The sequence below is a fragment of the Brucella sp. RRSP16 genome (assembly GCF_052246815.1).
GTDB classification, from domain to species: domain Bacteria; phylum Pseudomonadota; class Alphaproteobacteria; order Rhizobiales; family Rhizobiaceae; genus Brucella; species Brucella intermedia.
In genome coordinates this window covers 1-17,312 of record NZ_JBQQAM010000027.1, presented here as the reverse complement: position 1 = coordinate 17,312, position 17,312 = coordinate 1, and the positions used below count along the sequence as shown (strand labels likewise).

Below are 17,312 nucleotides of genomic sequence, written 5' to 3'. Positions count from 1 at the left end.
AGCTGATGGATGTTGCCGATCATCTCCAGATCGTTCTGACCGACCCGTCCGACATATCAGCAGGCCGGGATTTCGGGGTGGTTTCGTCACAGACCTGCCGCGTCAACACGCAGGATACCAAGCACCATCTCATCCTGGGGGGAGCAGGCTGGGGGCGGCTCCCCCATTGGCTCGTTGAGAGGGATTTGGAACAGGGAACGCTCGTGCGTCTCAATGTTAGCGCCATGGGCCGCAGTGGGGAGATTACATCCAGTGCTTATGTCGCCCACCGTCGGGACGAGGCACGTGGGCCCGCAGCGCAGAAACTTGCCGATCTGCTGACCAGCCAGGAATATGGTGATCAAGGTGCTTAAGGACCTCCATTTTAAGGCTCTCACATCCTGATCCAATGTATGCGCACGGCCTCCGCTCCGGCGGGGGCGTTCGTCTTTGTTTCAGCGCTCATGCGGCTAACGATACCAACCGCTCCACGCTCTGCCTGATGACAGGGCTCCAGACGTCGGCAGAACGATCATACGCGTTGGGACCGATCGGATTTCTGCTGTTTCCAGGACACCAGGTAGCGATAGCGCGGCCCATCGCTTACGAATTGGCCGCACCCTCAAACAATTCCCGCTCGCGCGCCAACCCTTCGCCGACGAGATCGAAGAAGGCCCGCACGCGCGCCGTCCCCTTGAGATCGGCATGGGTGACGATCCAGAGTTCGCCGCTCAATTCGGCGACCGGCTCCGGCACGGCTCTCGTCACGCCGGCCTCGCTGTCGCCGAGATAACAGGGCAGCAGCGCCAGTCCGATGCCGGCCTTCGCTGCGACGAGCTGGTTGACAAGGCTGTTCGTGCGATAAACGAACGCCTCCGAGGGGGCTGCCTGCGAAAGCCAGTCGGCCGCGGCGATGCCCGAGGCAGGTTCCTCCCAGCCGATAAGTGCATGGCGATCCACGTCGCTGGCGGTTGAGAGCGGGCCACCGTTGGCGTCGAGATAGGCCGCGTTGGCATAGAGCGCCCAGGCGATGCGCGACAGCTTGCGCCCCCAGAGATCGCCTTCCTTCGGACGGACCGGCCGCAAAGCGATGTCGGCCTCGCGGCGCGACAGGCTGAGCACGCGATTCTCGATCGCCAGTTCCACGACGATGCCGGGATGGGCCTGCCGGAACGCAGCGAGATGCGTTGTCAATCGGCTGTAGGCCAGCGTCTCGGATGACGTGACCTTCAGGCGTCCGCACAGACGACGATCACGGCCCGAGATGTCCCGGTCGAGCGCCAGCGCCTCGTCCTCCATGCGCTCGGCGCCGGCAGCCATGCGCGCGCCTGCCTCGGTCGTCTGATAAGCGCCGGCCGGAAGCCGCTCGAACAGCCGCACGCCGAGCCGTTCCTCCAGCGCTTTCAGGCGGCGGAAGGCGGTGGAGTGGTCGATGCCGAGCGCTAGCGCCGCCGCCGTCAGGCTGCCGGCGCGCTGAACCGCCAGCACGAGCCTGACTTCGTTCCAATCGTCCATGCTGACAGGAATAGCATCTTCTTCGCTTGCAGTCACGCAAGCGCCGCTGGCGAAATGCCAATGAGCCTTGCGCATCCGCTGGCGCTAGATTGGCTTCGACATCAGGCTACAAGCTTCAGGAGATTGGACCATGAAACTCTACTACGCCACCGGCACCTGCTCGCTCTCGCCGCATATCGTGGCGTGCGAAGCCAGTGTCCCGCTCGATCTGGAGCGCGTGGACATCAGGAAATCGCCGCATGTCACTGGAAAAGGAGACGACTATTCGGCCGTGAACCCGAGCGGCTACGTGCCGGCTCTGGTCCTCGACGACGGTTCGGTGCTGACGGAGGGCGTCGCGATCGTCCAATATCTCGCCGACCTCCGGCCCGGCTCCGGGCTCGCCCCCGCCGCCGGCACGCCGGAGCGCGTGGCTCTGCAATCCTGGCTCAATTTCATCGCCACCGAACTCCACAAGATGTCCAGCCCGTGGCTGTTCCACCCGGAATATGGCGTGCAGGCGCAGGAGGTCGCTCGTGCCAAGATTGCTCAGCGGCTGGCCCATGTGGAGCGTCATCTGGCGGCAGCCGGCCCCTTCCTGCTCGGCGAAACCTTCACCGCCGCCGACGCCTACCTGTTCACCATTGTCGGATGGTCGGATTTCGCCAGGGTCGATCTTTCCGCCTTCCCGCATCTGCGCGATTTCCAGGCGCAGGTCGGGGAACGTCCCGCCGTGCGGGAGGCGATGCACGCCGAAGGCATGAAGGTGGCGTCGTGACGGCAGAACCGCTGGCGGTGCAATGATGAGCCAGGGTCTTGCATGGCTGCTGCTGATCATCGCCGGCGTTCTCGACGTGGCCTGGGCGATCTCGATCAAATATGCCGAAGGCTACACACGCCCCGGCTGGACGATCCTGTCTCTCGCCTTACTCGCCGCCTTCGTCTATCTGCTCGGTCGGGTGCTGGAGGTTCTGCCGGTCGGCACCGCCTATGCGATATGGACCGGCATCGGCGCAGCCGGAACGGTGCTGCTCGGTATCGCGCTGTTCGGCGAGACGATCAACCTGATGCGGCTCGGCGGCGTTGTGCTGATCGTTGTCGGCATCGTGGCGATTAAGCTCGCGCCCGCATAGTGAGAGCGGAGAAAGTCACATCAGCCCCGACCGGATCATTGTCCCGCGCCGCCGCGAGGATAATCGTCAAGACCTCTGCACGACTTTCAACGTCATTCGGTTATGTTGCGCTCCACATAACCGAATTTCTGTGGAGTTTGCGAAGGCTGATTTCGCAAAGCCGCGATCCTATGGAGCGCGCCGTTCGGGATGAAACGCCAGAAAAGGCTTCAATCCCCTCGACACAGCAAGCTTGCTCACGGTAGGCGATTGCCATGTTTGAGGGTCATCGACGAAGAGACGATAGCTGCCCCGATAATCGAAGCCATGCGTAGCGGCCTCGTCACGGTCGACAGCGAAGAAGACCTGCGAGATTCCTGCACTGCGTGCACTCATGTAGCACATCGCGCATGGCTCTCCCGACGCGAGCAACGTCGCTCCGGTCAGATGGGTCGTGCCGTGCGTGCGACAGGCATCACGTATCGCCTCGACCTCGGCATGAGCAGTGGGATCGTGATGGGCCCGCACACGGTTGACCCCGCGCCCGAGGATTTGGCCGTTGTGATCGACGACGAAGGCGGTGAATGGAATGCCGCCTTCGTGGACATGGTGCATGGAGAAGGCGACGGCCTCCTCCATGAGCTGCGTCAGGCGGGAAGCGCCGGCGACCATCAGGATGCTCCCTTGAGCTTCGGACTGTCGGAGAGCTTCAACCAGACGACGCCGGCGATGATGACCGCGAGCCAGAATGCCTGCATCAGTGTCAGGGGTTGGTCGAGAAGGACGGTGCCTGCCGCGGCCGCGCCGACGGAGCCGATGCCTGCCCATACGGCGTAGCCAATTCCCACATCGATGGTCCGCAAGGCGGCACTCAGGAAATAAAGCGTCAGCAGGAAGAAGAGCAGTGCGGCGATGGACCAGCCGAGAACCGTGAAGGCCTGGCTGCCGCCGACGCTGAGCGCATAGCCAATCTCGAAGGCGCTCGCGAGCATCAGCATGGCCCAGGCGCGGCCGCTGCTTTGCGGCTGTTCGATTGCATTTGTCATTTCGGGTTCCTTTCAGATCGGGAGAGATGGGTGGAGTACAATTGAGCGCTATGCCGCGCCGCTGAGGCGCAGGCCGACGACCCCGCCGATGACGAGAGCGATCCCGAGCAGCTTCTTCACGTTCAATTGCTGGCCGAAGAACAGCGCACCCAGGACGACGATGCCGACGCCCGCGACCGAGGTCCAGATGGCGTAACCGACGCCAACGTCGAAGGTCAGCAGTGCGAGACTGAGGAAGAAGGTAGCGATTGCACCGCTGACGAGAGTTACGGCGGTCCACCCGACATGCGTGAAACCTTTCGCCTTCCCGGCACTGATAGCAACGGCGATTTCAAATATTACAGCAGCTCCAAGATATAGCCAGCTCATCGAATTTTCCTTTCATTGCTGGTTGGGACTGCTTTGAAAATATCAGGCGTGGAAAACGCTGGCCAAAGCGTATATCTCAGGGGTTGGATGAATCAGATTCATCATGGACAATGATCAGCCTCCGGAGTCTATAGTTGCGAAAGCTTCCACCGCTCCACGGCCTGCGCGCCTTCGAGGCAGCGGCCCGGCATCTGCATTTCTCAGCTGCCGCCGAAGAGCTGCATCTGACGCCGACGGCAATCAGCCATCAGGTACGACAGCTTGAGGAAATTCTCGGCGTCGAGCTGTTTCGGCGCTATCCACGCCCGGTCCGGCTTACAACTGCGGGCGAAAAGCTGTTTCCGGTGCTCAGGGATTCCCTCGATCGCATCGCAACCGCCATCGAGCAGTTGTCAGACCGTCAGGATGGCCCGCTGCGCCTTTCCGTCACCATGGCTTTTGCCAGCAGGTGGTTGATGCCGCGTCTTCCGCAACTGCGCGAGCAGACAGGATTAAGCGTCGCCATCGAGGCGGATGACCGCGTTGCGGACTTGCATGTTTCGGGCATCGACATGGCGATACGCTATGCCGAGCGCCCCGGCACGGATGCCGAATGGCATCGTCTGTTTCCAGACCGCCTCATCCCCGTCTGTGCTCCTGGCCTGCTGTCGGGCACGGAGCTGCTTTCGCCGGATCAAATCCTTGCACTGCCGTTGCTGCACTATCGCTGGAGATCGGGAGCGGCCAATGCGCCGAGCTGGGAGCGATGGCAGGCCCATGCCCAGGCAGACGGCGCTTCCCCGAAAATCAGCCAGACATTTTCCGAGGAAGTCCACGCCTTGGATGCCGCTCTGGCAGGCCAGGGAGCCGTGCTCGCCTCGGAACATCTCGTCGGAGATCAATTAAAGACAGGCGCGCTCTCGCGGCTATCGGATATCGCTTTGCCGGGGCCAACCTACTGGGCGGTTTTCCTCACGAGCCATCCGGCGAGAGAACGGCTCACGACGCTGCTGGACTGGTTTCGGAAACAAACCTGACGGTCACAGATGGAGATTGTCGTGCCGTCGCACCCGCCAGGTCGGCTCAAGCTTGAGAGGTCACGGACTGAAGTCTTCGCAAGAGGATTCAGTTGAGGAAACGGTTCTCACGAAGGACTGCTTTAGCGATATCCACGAACGCACGAACCTTGGCGGAGGCGGACCTGCCCTCTGGATGCAGGATATGGATGGGCATCGGCGGCTCTTCATACTCGCTGAGTACGATCTGCAGATCTCCTGCCATAAGTGCCGGTCCGATCTGGTAGTGGAGAACTCTTGTCAGCCCCCGGCCTTGTCGTGCGAACGTGATCGCAGCTTCGTTGGTATTGCATTGGAGGGTGGCATCGATTGTCACGCGCTGTTCGTTGGCGAACCGCCATTCAGGCGAGGCCCAGGCGCCTGTCGAGACGGCGATGCGGTGATCCTTGAGGTCCGCTGGAGTATTCGGAATGCCATAACGCTCGAAATAGTCCGGCGATCCACAGATAACACGCCGGACAGTGCCGACCTTTATGGACGAAAGACCCGAGTCCGGGAGACGGCCGATACGGACGGCCACATCGATTCCTTCATCGATGATGTTCACGGGGCGATCAACGAAAAGGGTCTTGGCCTTCATGGCGGGATAAGCGTCTAGATATTCCATCACGATCGGAAGCACATGCATTTGGCCAAACAACACTGAAGCGGTCAGGGAAAGCGTTCCAGTCGGCGTGGCATCGGAGCCTCCCGCTGCCGCCTCTGCTTCAGCGATGTCCGCAAGAATCCGGCGGCAATCCTCGAAATAGCGTGACCCTGCCTCGGTCATCTTTACCGAGCGCGTCGTTCGCACGAACAGACGCGCTCCGATGAGATCCTCGAGCGAAGCGACAGCGCGTGTCACTGCAGGCGCGCTCATATTCAAGTGGCGGGCAGTTTCTGCAAAACTCTCGGTTTCGGCCACCTTCACGAATATCCGCATTGCTTGCCAACGATCCAACTGCTTACCTCCCGGCGCTGGAGACAATGATAGGGATGTCGTAGGCAAGGAAGCAAGTCTTCATGAGAAACCGACCGTGGCTCAGGAGCTCGACTGCCGGAATGCCGCAGCCATCTTCTCGATTTCCGCGCAGCTTCGCGCGCACAGTCCTGTGCGAAGAGCACGCTGACGGTTTTCTTCACAGACCGCCAGCGCCAAGGCTATCGCCTTCGATATCTTAAGATCGAAGCTGAACCCTTCGCGCAACGTCGATCTCTGCGCCCATCATGCTCATGGCGCGTGCGGATGCTTCCTGTTTCCGAAACAGGAAAGAATCGTTGCTCGTCGCAGTGAGCGCGAGCTCCACCGGCAGTCGGATGCGCTCGTCCAGCTTGAACTCGGTCATGGGTCGATCTCTCCCAAACGTGAGACGTGATCCAGAGCATTTCCGCTTGTCTTTGAATCGCGAAAACACGCTAACTCTTATTTTAATGCAATTCCCGGACGCCAAACTGCTTCGCACTTTCGCTGGAATTACTTTAGAAGCCGAAGTCGCTCAGGCCGGGGTGATCGTCCGGCCGACGGCCAAGTGGCCAGCGAAACTTCCGATCAGCCTCGGTGATCGGGTGTTCGTTGATGCTGGCATGGCGGGTCCGCATCAGGCCGTCCTCGGTGAATTCCCAGTTCTCGTTGCCATAGGCGCGGAACCATTGACCGCTGTCATCGCTGTATTCATAGGCGTAGCGCACTGCGATCCGGTTTTCTGTGAAGGCCCAGAGCTCCTTGATCAGGCGGTATTCCAGTTCCTTGTTCCACTTGCGGGTCAGGAAGGCTTGCGCTTCTGCACGGTTGGTCACGAATTCAACGCGGTTGCGCCACCGCGTGTCCAAGGTATAGGCGAGAGCGACTTTCGCGGGATCGCGGGTATTCCAGCCATCTTCCGCAAGGCGGACCTTTTCGATGGCGCTTTGCTCGGTGAAAGGGGGAAGTGGGGGACGAGACATCTTTTGGCTCCTCTGGTTGTCGAAACGACGTTCTCATATGTTCACAGTAAAGGCGGTCTGAAGCTGAACATCGAGGTCGAGAATGTGCAGCAGTCCCGCCCTCAGACAGCAAGCAGGATACCGCCCCGATTCTGGTCTGAAGGGACGGCGCAGCAGAGCAGGACCTCACCTTCGTCGACCTTTGCGGTCGGCTCCTTCAGATAGGTCACCGCGCCCTCGATCAAGCGGGTGCGGCATGTGCCGCAGTTTCCAGCCCGGCAACTGAACTCGGGTTCGAGACCGCGTCCTTCCGCCAGTTCCAGCAATGTGCCGGACCCGGGCGTCCAACGCGCCTCCTTCAGCGAATTCACGAACATGACAGGCACGGCCGGGTGGATGGCGGCGTGCGGGCCGGAACTGGCACTATCGCGGCCGCGTCAGAGGTTCGTTTCAGGGACGAAGGGCCGAATGCCTCGGTATGGATGCGGTCGTCAGTGATCTCGAGGCCGCGAAGCCCGTCATAAAGCGCCTGGGTGAACGGCGGCGGACCACAGAGATAGAAATCATAGTCGTTAAACGGCAGGTAGCGGGCAAGCAGCGCCATGTCGATCCTACCGGCGGCATCGTAATCGATACCCATTTCGGCACCATCAATGTTGCTCAGGACCCGAACGACCTGCATCGCGCCTTTCGTGGCCGCGGCAAGTTCGGCTATTTCCTTTTCGAAGGGACGCTCGTTCTTTGAACGCGCGGCATGGAACAGCGTGACGGGACGAACGCGCTGCGTGCGAAGCCCTTCATAGACAATGTGACGGAGCATCGCGAGCAGTGGCGTAATCCCGACGCCGCCGGCAACGAGCACGGCTGGGCGTTTCGCCCCGGCGTCAATCGTGAAGCCGCCGGCGGGCGCCCGCACCTCGATAATGTCGCCAACGGCAACGCTGTCGTGCAGAAACCGCGATACCAGTCCGTTCCGCTTGACACTTATGCGGTAGGTGCCGTCCGAGGGAGCGACGGAAAGCGAGTAGATGCGGATCACGGGCTTTTCGCGGCCTGGCGGCGTCACGCGAATCGGCAGGTGTTGCCCGGCAGCGTGTGGCAGAAGCCCCGCGCCATCGCCGGGCTGCAGGTGGAACGAGCGGATCGTTTCGCTCTCCTTGACGATCCTGGCAACAGTCAGCGGGCGCCACTGCCTGGCAAGTTCAGCCGCGCGCAGCCGGTCGGCAGCCCGCGCCCAGTTGCCCGTCATCAGGGTACTTGGGGGCCAACCGTCCTTTTGGAAGCCCCAACGCAGAGCCAGGGCATTGGCGCGGCGGACGATCCGCCGGGGCTTGAACGTCCAGAGTCGTTCGGCTCCCTGGAAGGCCGTGATCTCGGGGGAGTCCAGAATGACCTCGGCGTCACCGGTCATCTGCAGCATATCGCCTCTCGTGAAGTCCACGACAAGCAGCCCCGCCTTGCCGTTCACCAGGATGTTGCCGAGCGTCGCGAAGAACAGGTTGCCGTCGAAGTCCGGGATCGTCAGCGTCCCGTCATCCCCTATACGGACGAAACCGGCATTCCCGCCACGATGGGAGACATCCACCTGCCGCCTGTCTTCGCGGTCGACGTAGGATGCGACGAAGAAGGCGTCGGCGCCTCTGATCATGGCACGGGCCGGACCGTCGAATGCGGGAAGGTTCTCCATGGTCCCCGAGAATGCCTGCCCGGGTTCGCGAGTGAATGCGAAATCTCGCAGCTGGATATAGCGCGGACAGTTTCCGAAACTCTGATCGACGTTGACACGAAAGCCGTCCTCCATCGCGGAAACGAACCCGTTCATGCGATTGCGCCGACGGGTATGCATCTCGATGCCGAGCAGACCGACCGGCTTGCCGTCCGCGATGCCCCCGCTGGCCGGGTCGGTTGCGTCCGTCGGCGCCGCAATGTCGAGCACGGTCGGCGAAGGAGAGGATATGAAGCCGAGCCGGCCTTCGACGAAGGTCGCCCATGCGTCATCCCCGGAATCGACGCTGCCGAGCACGATAAAGGGGAGCTGGGCGTAGAAGTCGCGATGCTGGTCGGGCATGTAGTCGCGGACGACGCGCTGGCCGACTTCGGCCATGCGTTCGACGACGCCCACCTTCTCTTGAAGGAGCCTTTCGCCTTCATGCCATGTCGATGGTGTCTTGGTGCGCATGTCCCGCCCTCCAGGAGTGGCAGAGCGCGCGGGCAGGCACGCTCCGCTCGCATTCATGCTGCTGCGAGGCCCACCGGCGTGCGGACGAAATCCACAAAACCCGGCAGCGCTTCCACACGGCGGAGGAAGGCGCCGACGGATGGGTAGTCCGAAAGATCGACGTTTCCTTCGGGCGCGCGTGCCACATAGCTGTAGATGGCGACGTCTGCGATCGTCGGGCGGTCGCCAACCAGCCAGTCGCGATCGGTGAGCTGGCTTTCCATTCTGCCCAGTACCGTGTGCGCGCGATTGATGACTTCTTCCGGATTGAACTTGGCGCCGAAGACCGTGATCAGTCGCGCTGCGGCCGGGCCATAGGCGATTTCGCCGGCGGCAACCGACAGCCAGCGCTGGATGACGGCAGCACCCTTAGCATCCTCCGGCAGCCAATCCGTGCGAGAGGCCTTCTTCGCAAGATAGACCAGGATCGCGTTGGAATCGGAAATGAAGACACCATCGTCATCGAGGACGGGGACCTGGCCGAACGGGTTCATTTCGAGGAAGTCCGTCTTCTTGTGTGCGCCCGACTTGAGATCGACTTCGACCAGGTCATGAGACAGGCCGAGCAGCGAAAGGAAGAGCCGTGCCCGGTGAGAATGGCCCGACAGCGGATGGTGATAAAGCTTCATTCTGCGCTCCTGCGAGTGTCGTCCGGGTCCATTCCCGATCCGCAGTCGTAGGGTGCTACGGACGATTATTCAGACGGAACGCCCAAAGTTGACACTTCATTATTACGTGATTTGCAATAATAGAGCTTCTGTACCGCTCAGAAAAACAGGTAGCGCATACAACACACGCTAATCCCGGCCCTCCACCTTCTCCCTGCCGTTTCTGCATTATCGCCGAAAATCAGCCGGACATTCTCTGAAGAAGTCCACGCTTTGGATGCCGCTCTTGCAGGCCGGGGAGCCGTGCTCGCTTCGGAACATCTCGTCGGCGATCAGTTGAAGACAGCCGCGCTCTTGCGGCTGTCTGACATAGCCGGGGCCAACCTACTGGGGCGGTTTTTCTCACGAGACGCCCGGCAAACGAACGGCTCACGGCTGCTGGACTGGTTTCGGAAACAAGCCTGACGATTACAGAGGCAGATTGTCGTGCCCTAGCTCGCGCATCGCTTACAAAATCTCCGGAACCGACTTTAGAACCTCCAGGCTTTTGAGGATCTTCAGGTGGTCAATGACGAGCCTCACCCGACCTAGCGAGCGCCGTGTTTCCGGCCAGACCAGGTTCACTGGCTTGGGAGGTGGTTCGAACTGTTCCAGTACGAGCTTCAAGTCTCCGCGCCGGATGTCGTCAGCGACCTGATATGAGAGGGCGCGGACGAGGCCTCGGCCGGCGCGTGCTGCGGCAATGGCGGCGTCGGCCTGATTGATTGCGAAGCGCGCCTTGACGACCGCCTTCTCAGGGCGTCCCTCCGGAGTCTGGAACCACCAAGGTTCGAATGCGCCCAGACTTGAGTGCTGAATCGTATCGTGACCCGAAAGGTCTGAGGGCGAGAGTGGCGTGCCGCGACCTTCCAGATACCTTGGCGAAGCGACCGTGACTTCACGCACCTGCCCAAGCTTGAAGCGGATGAGCGATGTGTCGGCCACCTCCCCTATCCGGACGCCCAGATCGAAATTCTCATCATGGAGATCCACGATGCGGTCGGCCAACGGCAGGTCGATCACGATCTGAGGGTGAGTATCAAGGATAGAGGTCGCCGCCGGCGCGACATGTTCGCGACCGAAGGTCAGCGGGGCGGTGATCCGAACGAGCCCACGGGGCGCAAGGGTTTCTCCCGACGCCTCGGAAAGGGCCTCTTCAAAGGCTGTCAGTATCTGCCTCGCATGATCGGCGAGCGGAAGGCCGGCGTCTGTCGGCTTGAAGCGTCGCGTCGTGCGTTCGATGAGGCTCACCCCTGTCAGAGCCTCGAGCTCCGCGAGGGAGCGGCTGACGGCGGGCGGTGATCGGCGCAGCGCGCGTGCGGCCGCGGCGAGGCTGCCTTCCTCGACCATGGCCACAAAGGCCCGCAATAGCGACAGCTGGCCCACGATATTCATCCGAATTATGGAATTATGACTTGTGAATTATCACTATAGTTCCATCAATCGGTCGGGTCTACAGTCTGTCGCACGGTCAAGACTGCCCTGAGGATGCTTTTGTGAAGTCATCAATCGACAGCGTCGCAGCGCTCACCGACTTCGGTCGCGAGCGGCTTTCCAAGAATTTCTTCATGCGCGAGATGCTCTATTCAGAGGTGGGAAACCTCCATGGCGTGCCCAATATCCCGGAGCAGCCGGAGTTGGCGTTGGAGGCCGGACGTCAGCTGGCGCAGCGGATTCTCGAACCCCTGCGAGAGGCATTCGGGCACATCGCTATTCGCAGCGCCTATAGGTCGCCCAGGCTGAACGCCTTTTGTCATGACTGTCATTAAGCATGGAATAAGGGGTCTGACTCAATCTCGCTGATGTTCTGGATTCAATTGGCGTTGTTTCCAGAGGAGAATCAGCGCCATGCGAGCCCAGTTCCGTCTCTCTGATCTTATCCCTAGCGAACTAAACGTTGATGAGGTGCGTGATGCCGGCGACGCGATTATCGTCGCCGCCTACGGTCGATCCCAAGATTGCACATGCCCCCACTGCGGAACCGCCTCCCGTCGTGTTCATAGTCGCTATTCTCGAATAATTGCCGATCTGCCGTGTGCGGGCCGAAGGATCGAACTGCACCTGACCGTCCGACGCTTCGTCTGTAGTGCCGCCCATTGCCGCCGAAAGATCTTCGCCGAGCGCTTCGGTGATGATGTGATCCGTCCCATGGCTCGCCGGACAGCCCGTCTGGACTGCCTCGTTCGGCATCTTGCTCTTGCACTGGGCGGTCGCCCGGCGGCGCGCTTTGCGGATCGTCTCGGATTGCCGGTTAGCAATGATACGCTTCTACGAACTGTTCGCCGATATGATCGCCCACCGTCGACGCCACCGACTGTAATCGGCATTGATGACTGGGCCTGGCGTCGAAATCATCGATATGGCACGATCATCTGCGATCTGGAACGGCGAAAGACGATCGCGTTGTTGCCCGACCGGGAACCCTCGACCGCAAAGGCCTGGCTGGTCGAGCAGCCGCAAATCGAAATCGTGGCAAGAGACCGCGGCGGCGCGTATGCGCGGGCCGCTGCGCAAGCCCTGCCACAGGCCGAACAGGTCGCCGACCGCTGGCATCTCATGGAAAACGCTAGCCACGCTTTTCTTGATGCCGTCCGCAAGTCGATGCGGCAGGTCCGCATTGCAGTCGGGACAGCAACCGTAAACCCTAAGCTTCTGACTGCCGCCGAGCGCTTGCAATATGACGGATATCTGCGACGTGAAGAGACAAACTCTGTCATTCGTGGACTCGTCGGCGAAGGCCTGTCCATCAAGGAAATCGTACGCAGAACCGGGCATAGCCGAAAGCTGGTTCGCAGCATTGTTCGTGGTCAAAGGACCGACATCTTCCGAGTCCGGCAAACTTCGCTCGAACCACACCTACCGTGGCTTGAAGCGCAATGGGACGCCGGATCACGAAACGGCGCTGAACTGTGGCGGCAGCTTCGACTGGCTGGTTTTGGCGGAGGTCTCCGCGTTGTCACTGAATGGGCAACACGACGAAGGCGGGCCGAAAAAGCCGAAAACGGGCTCGGCCACGCGCCGGCGGCACGCACCATCGTTCGCCTAATGACACTTGAACGCAACAACTTGACCAAGGCGCAGACGATGACGGTCGCTGCGATCGAGGAGCAACTACCAGACCTAGTCGAGGCCAGAGATGTTGTGGAAAGCTTCCACGAAATACTGCGGCGCAAGTCCAAAGATGATCTGGACACGTGGATCGACCGCGCAGCAGCAAGCTTGGTCGCCCCATTCGCGAACGGTATCATCCGCGACAGGGCAGCCGTCCAAAATGCGATAACCTCGCAGTGGTCTAACGGCCAGACAGAGGGACAGATCACCAAGCTAAAACTCATCAAGAGGCAAATGTATGGACGTGGGAAGCTCGATCTGCTGGAAGCACGTGTCATCGGAGCGACCTGATGTCAGCGAGATTGCGTCAGAGCCCCGTTTGGATGCCGATAACCCCTCAAATGGGGTCCTTATTCCATGCTTAATGACATCCTACGAAATGCAGCAAAGATGGTGCTTGGCAGAAGCGCGGGCAGGGCCTTCACCGCTGCCAGTTGCTCTACGCTGTTGCGCGCCACGGCATCATCAACCCCGTACAATAGAGATTCCGCACGATCAGCGGTGTCCGATCACTTTGACCAGCGCCTCCACATACTCATCGAACGCGCTTGCCCGCCCATCGTCCATCCTCTCCATGTCGCTCATCCATCGCTGTGAATCGGCAGCGTATCACACCACGCCATGGGCGAATCCCCGGACCAAGATTTCGTGACGCATTAAGACTATAAGCGTGAAGGTTTTTGGTAGGCCGCCCGCAACTGATTGTCATGCTGCTTCACGCGTTTCCGTTTTATGCACAAGCGGTAGACGAGTCGGTCGACTTATCCAAATTGTCCACCGGACTATTGACAAGCCGGGTTATGCTTTCCATGCTCGACGGACACAATTCGAACATAATTTATGAGGGAAAGAGGCGGTTATGACATTTGGAATATTTACCCGGCGCGGGATGATTGCAGCGTTTGCAGGGGCTGTGGCTCTAGGCGCCGGTATCGCGTTTGCACAGGCTCCTGCCTTTTTCCGCATCGGTACCGGCGGTACGGCCGGTACTTATTATCCCATCGGCGGCCTGATCGCGAACGCGATCTCCGGCGCGGGCGACAAGGGTGTGCCGGGCCTGGTGGCGACGGCGGTGTCCTCGAACGGTTCGGTGGCGAACATCAACGCGGTGCAGTCGGGCTCGCTGGAATCGGGGTTCACACAGTCGGACGTAGCCTATTGGGCCTATACGGGAACGGGACTCTATGACGGCAAGGGAAAGGTGGAAGACCTCCGGCTTCTTGCCACGCTCTATCCCGAAACCATCCATCTGGTCGCGCGCAAGGATTCCGGCATCAAGTCGGTTGCGGATCTCAAGGGCAAGCGTGTTTCGCTTGATGAGCCGGGTTCGGGCACGATCGTCGATGCGCGCATCGTTCTTGAAGCCTATGGCCTCAGCGAGAGCGACGTAAAGGCGGAACATCTCAAGCCCGGCCCTGCGGGTGAACGGCTGAAAGACGGCGCGCTCGACGCCTATTTCTTCGTTGGCGGCTATCCGACCGGGGCGATTTCCGAACTTGCCACCTCCAACGGTATCGCTCTGGTTCCGATCAGCGGCCCGGAAGCCGACAAGATTCTGGAGAAGTATTCATTCTTCACGAAGGATACCGTCCCTGCCGACACCTATAAGGACGTCGGCGAAACCCAGACGCTTGCTGTCGCTGCGCAATGGGTGACAAGCGCCAAGCAGCCGGATGAACTCGTCTACAACATCACCAAGGTGCTGTTCAATGAAGCCAGTCAGAAGGCGCTCGATGCCGGCCATGCCAAGGGCAAGCTGATCAAGCTCGATACGGCCACGGCCAGCCAGGGCATTCCGCTGCATCCGGGAGCGGAACGCTTTTATGAGGAAGCAGGTGTCCTGAAATAATTCCAGGAAACTTCCTACCGTTTTCATGAAAGAATCGAAGCATGTGGGACGGCAACTCAGAGATTGAGCGGCCGTCTCCCAATTTCTTATTTGGCCCAGTCGGAACGGGCGACATGGAGTTGAACCGACATGTCTGAGGACCAGAACGTAAAACTCGCGCCGATGGAACTGGACGAGGCCAAGGCGCGCGAACTTGAAGAGCAGTTCGATACCGAAATTCGTTTCCGCCCGCTGGCTCCGCTCGCTGCCCGCATCGTTGGCGGCCTTCTGATCGTCCTGTCGCTTTTTCATTACTACACGGCCGGCTTCGGTATCCTGTCGGAAATGGTGCACCGCGGCATCCATCTCTCGTTCGTGCTCGGCCTCGTGTTTCTCGTCTTTCCTTTCTCCCGCACGGGTTATGACAAGCCGGCGGTTTCCTCGCTGCTGCGGCCACTCGGCATATCGATCATCGACTGGGCGCTGGCGATTGTCGCGGTCGTGGCTGTTCTCCATGTGCCATTGATCCCGCTTGACGATCTGGCTTTCCGCGTCGGCAATCCGACGACCACCGATGTGGTGCTCGGGGGCCTCCTGATTCTTATTCTTCTGGAAGCGACGCGCCGATCGGTGGGTTGGCCCCTGCCGATTATTTCTATCCTGTTCATGCTTTACGCACTTTACGGACCGTCCATGCCGGGTATTCTTGTTCATCCCGGCGCCACGGTCAGCCAGTTGGTCAATCATCTCTATCTGACCACACAGGGCATTTACGGCATCGCGCTCGGCGTTGTCGCAACCTATGTCTTCCATTTCGTGCTGTTCGGCGTTTTCGCCACGCGCATCGGCCTTGGCCAGTTGTTCCTCGACTGTGCAGCCTGGGTGGCAGGGCGTTTTGCGGGCGGTCCCGCGAAAGTGTCGATTTTCGGCTCCGCGCTGTTCGGCATGATTTCCGGTTCCTCGGTCGCCAACACAGTCACTGTCGGATCGCTGACCATCCCGGCCATGATCCGGCTCGGCTACAAGCGCCATTTCGCGGCCGCCGTGGAATCCGCATCCTCGACCGGCGGTCAGATCACGCCGCCCATCATGGGCGCTGCCGCCTTCCTTATGATAGAATTCCTCAATCTGCCATATACGACGATCATTCTGGCCGCCATTGTTCCGGCCTTCATGCATTTCTTCGGCGTTTTGATGCAGGTGCATTTCGAGGCCAAGCGCAACGGTCTGCGTGGCATGACCCGCGAGGAACTGCCCGATCTGAAGGAAGCGTTCAAGCGCGACTGGCCGACCGTCATTCCGCTGATCGTGCTAATCGGTGTGCTTCTGTCCGGCTATACGCCCTATCTCGCGGCCTTCTGGGGCATCACGCTGTGCATCGCGGTAGGGTTACTCAATCCGCGCAAGCGTATGACCGTCGGCGAAATCTTCGATGGTCTGCGCGATGGTGCGAAATATGCGCTTGCCGTCGGCGCGGCTGCCGCCACGGTCGGCATCATCGTTGGCGTGGTGACGCTGACCGGCGTGGGCTTCAAGATCTCCTATATCGTCACGTCCACCGCAGGGCAGCTTGCAGCCTTCTTCGGTACCGTTCTGCCGGCAAGCTGGTTCGGTCCGCAGACGCTCACCCTTCTGTTCACGCTCATCATGACCGGCGTCGTCTGCATCCTGATGGGCTGTGGCATCCCGACGACGGCCAATTACATCATCATGGCCACCATCGCCGCTCCGGCCCTCGGCCTTCTGGGCGTCGAGCCGATCGTCGCGCATTTCTTCGTCTTCTATTACGGCGTTCTGGCAGACATCACGCCGCCCGTAGCGCTGGCGGCTTATGCGGCGGCGGGCATGGCGGGTGCGGACCCGTTCAAGACGGGCAACACCGCATTCCGCCTCGGACTGGGCAAGGTGCTGGTGCCGTTCGTCTTCGTCTTTTCGCCGTCTTTGCTGCTGGTGACGTCGGGATTCAACTGGCCGGATTTCTTGCTGGCATTTCTCGGCTGCGCCATCGGCATCACCGCACTGGGAGCTGCACTTTCCGGTTTCTTCCTCGTGCGGACCAAAGCGTGGGAAAATGTGCTGATGATCATCGGCGCGATGCTTCTGGTCGCACCGGAGATTTACTCGTCGGCCGTAGGTCTGCTGCTGTTGGTACCCGTTCTGATCCGCCATCTTGCAGCGCGGAAAGAGCCTGCAGCAATTTAAGGCGAGCGTGAATTCGGCAGCAGCTTTGTCGGAGGCCGCTATCTCTGTTTGTTCAGGCAGTCGGCGCGAGCCGACGTGTCTGTTTCGAAAGACTGGCTTCTCGCGCAGGCGACGATGACAGGATATATGACGCAGATATCGCGCAATGCATGCCCGCGTGGCTCATTGAAAAGCGCGCCGTCCGATAAGCCGGAATGGTGTGATGGCGGAAGTCAGGCTCATGACGGAGGGTTCTGTCGCGAATTTTTCACTTCTGCTGCGTTATTGTCGCTTCGGTGCGCATAATTGGGCGAGGTGACTGGGTATGGCGATCGATTTCAAAGGGTCTCATTTCCCCAAAAATGTCATC

General features: G+C 60.3%; 17 protein-coding genes and 1 pseudogene. 8 read left to right on the top strand and 10 right to left on the bottom strand.

From position 1 onward, the window contains the following. A partial coding sequence (locus ACS5UA_RS22305) for a LysR substrate-binding domain-containing protein (RefSeq protein WP_443101856.1) occupies window positions 1–353 on the top strand: 353 nt, incomplete at its 5' end. Between the two features lie 229 nt (window positions 354–582). On the opposite strand, the gene ACS5UA_RS22300 is transcribed toward ACS5UA_RS22305, so the two are convergent. Next, a complete protein-coding gene (locus ACS5UA_RS22300) occupies window positions 583–1,569 on the bottom strand; it encodes a LysR family transcriptional regulator (RefSeq protein WP_443101855.1) in 987 nt (328 codons plus the stop codon). A 55-nt stretch (window positions 1,570–1,624) separates the two neighbouring features. Between ACS5UA_RS22300 and gstA the strand changes: the two genes are divergently transcribed. Beyond that, window positions 1,625–2,251 (top strand): glutathione transferase GstA, encoded by a 627-nt coding sequence (gene gstA / locus ACS5UA_RS22295; protein WP_443101854.1) that lies wholly within the window; start codon window positions 1,625–1,627, stop codon window positions 2,249–2,251. Between the two features lie 25 nt (window positions 2,252–2,276). Continuing rightward, entirely contained in the window at window positions 2,277–2,606 is a 330-nt protein-coding gene (locus ACS5UA_RS22290) for a DMT family transporter (RefSeq protein ID WP_443101853.1), read from the top strand. Window positions 2,607–2,774: 168 nt separating this feature from the next. Here the strand turns inward: ACS5UA_RS22290 and ACS5UA_RS22285 are convergent, their stop codons facing one another. The 3 genes from ACS5UA_RS22285 to ACS5UA_RS22275 are packed head-to-tail and all read right to left on the bottom strand — an operon-like array spanning window position 2,775 to window position 4,000. Next, a complete protein-coding gene (locus tag ACS5UA_RS22285; RefSeq protein ID WP_443101852.1) occupies window positions 2,775–3,200 on the bottom strand; it encodes a nucleoside deaminase in 426 nt (141 codons plus the stop codon). A gap of 56 nt (window positions 3,201–3,256) precedes the next feature. After that, the gene (locus ACS5UA_RS22280) at window positions 3,257–3,631 is read right to left on the bottom strand and encodes a DMT family transporter (RefSeq protein WP_285051360.1); all 375 of its coding nucleotides are present in this window, start codon (window positions 3,629–3,631) and stop codon (window positions 3,257–3,259) included. A gap of 48 nt (window positions 3,632–3,679) precedes the next feature. Next, window positions 3,680–4,000 carry a DMT family transporter gene (locus ACS5UA_RS22275; RefSeq protein WP_375850434.1) on the bottom strand — a complete coding sequence of 107 codons (321 nt, stop codon included), beginning with the start codon at window positions 3,998–4,000 and terminating at the stop codon, window positions 3,680–3,682. A 134-nt stretch (window positions 4,001–4,134) separates the two neighbouring features. On the opposite strand from ACS5UA_RS22275, the gene ACS5UA_RS22270 reads away from it, so the two are divergent. Continuing rightward, window positions 4,135–5,016: a LysR substrate-binding domain-containing protein gene (locus ACS5UA_RS22270; protein ID WP_375850433.1), complete on the top strand. Its 882-nt coding sequence runs from the start codon at window positions 4,135–4,137 to the stop codon at window positions 5,014–5,016. 88 nt (window positions 5,017–5,104) lie between these two features. On the opposite strand, the gene ACS5UA_RS22265 is transcribed toward ACS5UA_RS22270, so the two are convergent. The 6 genes and pseudogenes from ACS5UA_RS22265 to ACS5UA_RS22240 all read right to left on the bottom strand — a co-directional run bounded on the left by ACS5UA_RS22265 (window position 5,105) and on the right by ACS5UA_RS22240 (window position 11,208). Beyond that, window positions 5,105–5,995, bottom strand: a complete 891-nt coding sequence (locus ACS5UA_RS22265) for a LysR family transcriptional regulator (protein ID WP_375850432.1) — start codon at window positions 5,993–5,995, stop codon at window positions 5,105–5,107. A gap of 217 nt (window positions 5,996–6,212) precedes the next feature. After that, a complete protein-coding gene (locus ACS5UA_RS22260) occupies window positions 6,213–6,380 on the bottom strand; it encodes a hypothetical protein (RefSeq protein WP_443101851.1) in 168 nt (55 codons plus the stop codon). A 133-nt stretch (window positions 6,381–6,513) separates the two neighbouring features. Further along, complete coding sequence (locus ACS5UA_RS22255; RefSeq protein WP_375850430.1) at window positions 6,514–6,978, bottom strand: nuclear transport factor 2 family protein; 465 nt, start codon at window positions 6,976–6,978, stop codon at window positions 6,514–6,516. 101 nt (window positions 6,979–7,079) lie between these two features. Next, window positions 7,080–9,136, bottom strand: a pseudogene (locus tag ACS5UA_RS22250) (2Fe-2S iron-sulfur cluster-binding protein). 53 nt (window positions 9,137–9,189) lie between these two features. Next, entirely contained in the window at window positions 9,190–9,804 is a 615-nt protein-coding gene (locus ACS5UA_RS22245) for a glutathione S-transferase family protein (protein WP_443101850.1), read from the bottom strand. 486 nt (window positions 9,805–10,290) lie between these two features. Then, window positions 10,291–11,208: a LysR family transcriptional regulator gene (locus ACS5UA_RS22240; RefSeq protein ID WP_443101849.1), complete on the bottom strand. Its 918-nt coding sequence runs from the start codon at window positions 11,206–11,208 to the stop codon at window positions 10,291–10,293. A gap of 110 nt (window positions 11,209–11,318) precedes the next feature. On the opposite strand from ACS5UA_RS22240, the gene ACS5UA_RS22235 reads away from it, so the two are divergent. The 4 genes from ACS5UA_RS22235 to ACS5UA_RS22220 all read left to right on the top strand — a co-directional run bounded on the left by ACS5UA_RS22235 (window position 11,319) and on the right by ACS5UA_RS22220 (window position 16,963). Beyond that, entirely contained in the window at window positions 11,319–11,591 is a 273-nt protein-coding gene (locus ACS5UA_RS22235; protein ID WP_443101848.1) for a hypothetical protein, read from the top strand. A 79-nt stretch (window positions 11,592–11,670) separates the two neighbouring features. Then, window positions 11,671–13,224 (top strand): ISL3 family transposase, encoded by a 1,554-nt coding sequence (locus ACS5UA_RS22230; RefSeq protein ID WP_443101847.1) that lies wholly within the window; start codon window positions 11,671–11,673, stop codon window positions 13,222–13,224. 568 nt (window positions 13,225–13,792) lie between these two features. Further along, on the top strand, window positions 13,793–14,782 hold the full coding sequence (locus tag ACS5UA_RS22225; protein WP_443101846.1) for a TAXI family TRAP transporter solute-binding subunit: 990 nt from the start codon (window positions 13,793–13,795) through the stop codon (window positions 14,780–14,782). A gap of 129 nt (window positions 14,783–14,911) precedes the next feature. Further along, window positions 14,912–16,963 carry a TRAP transporter permease gene (locus tag ACS5UA_RS22220; protein WP_443101845.1) on the top strand — a complete coding sequence of 684 codons (2,052 nt, stop codon included), beginning with the start codon at window positions 14,912–14,914 and terminating at the stop codon, window positions 16,961–16,963. The last annotated feature ends 349 nt before the right edge of the window (window positions 16,964–17,312 follow it).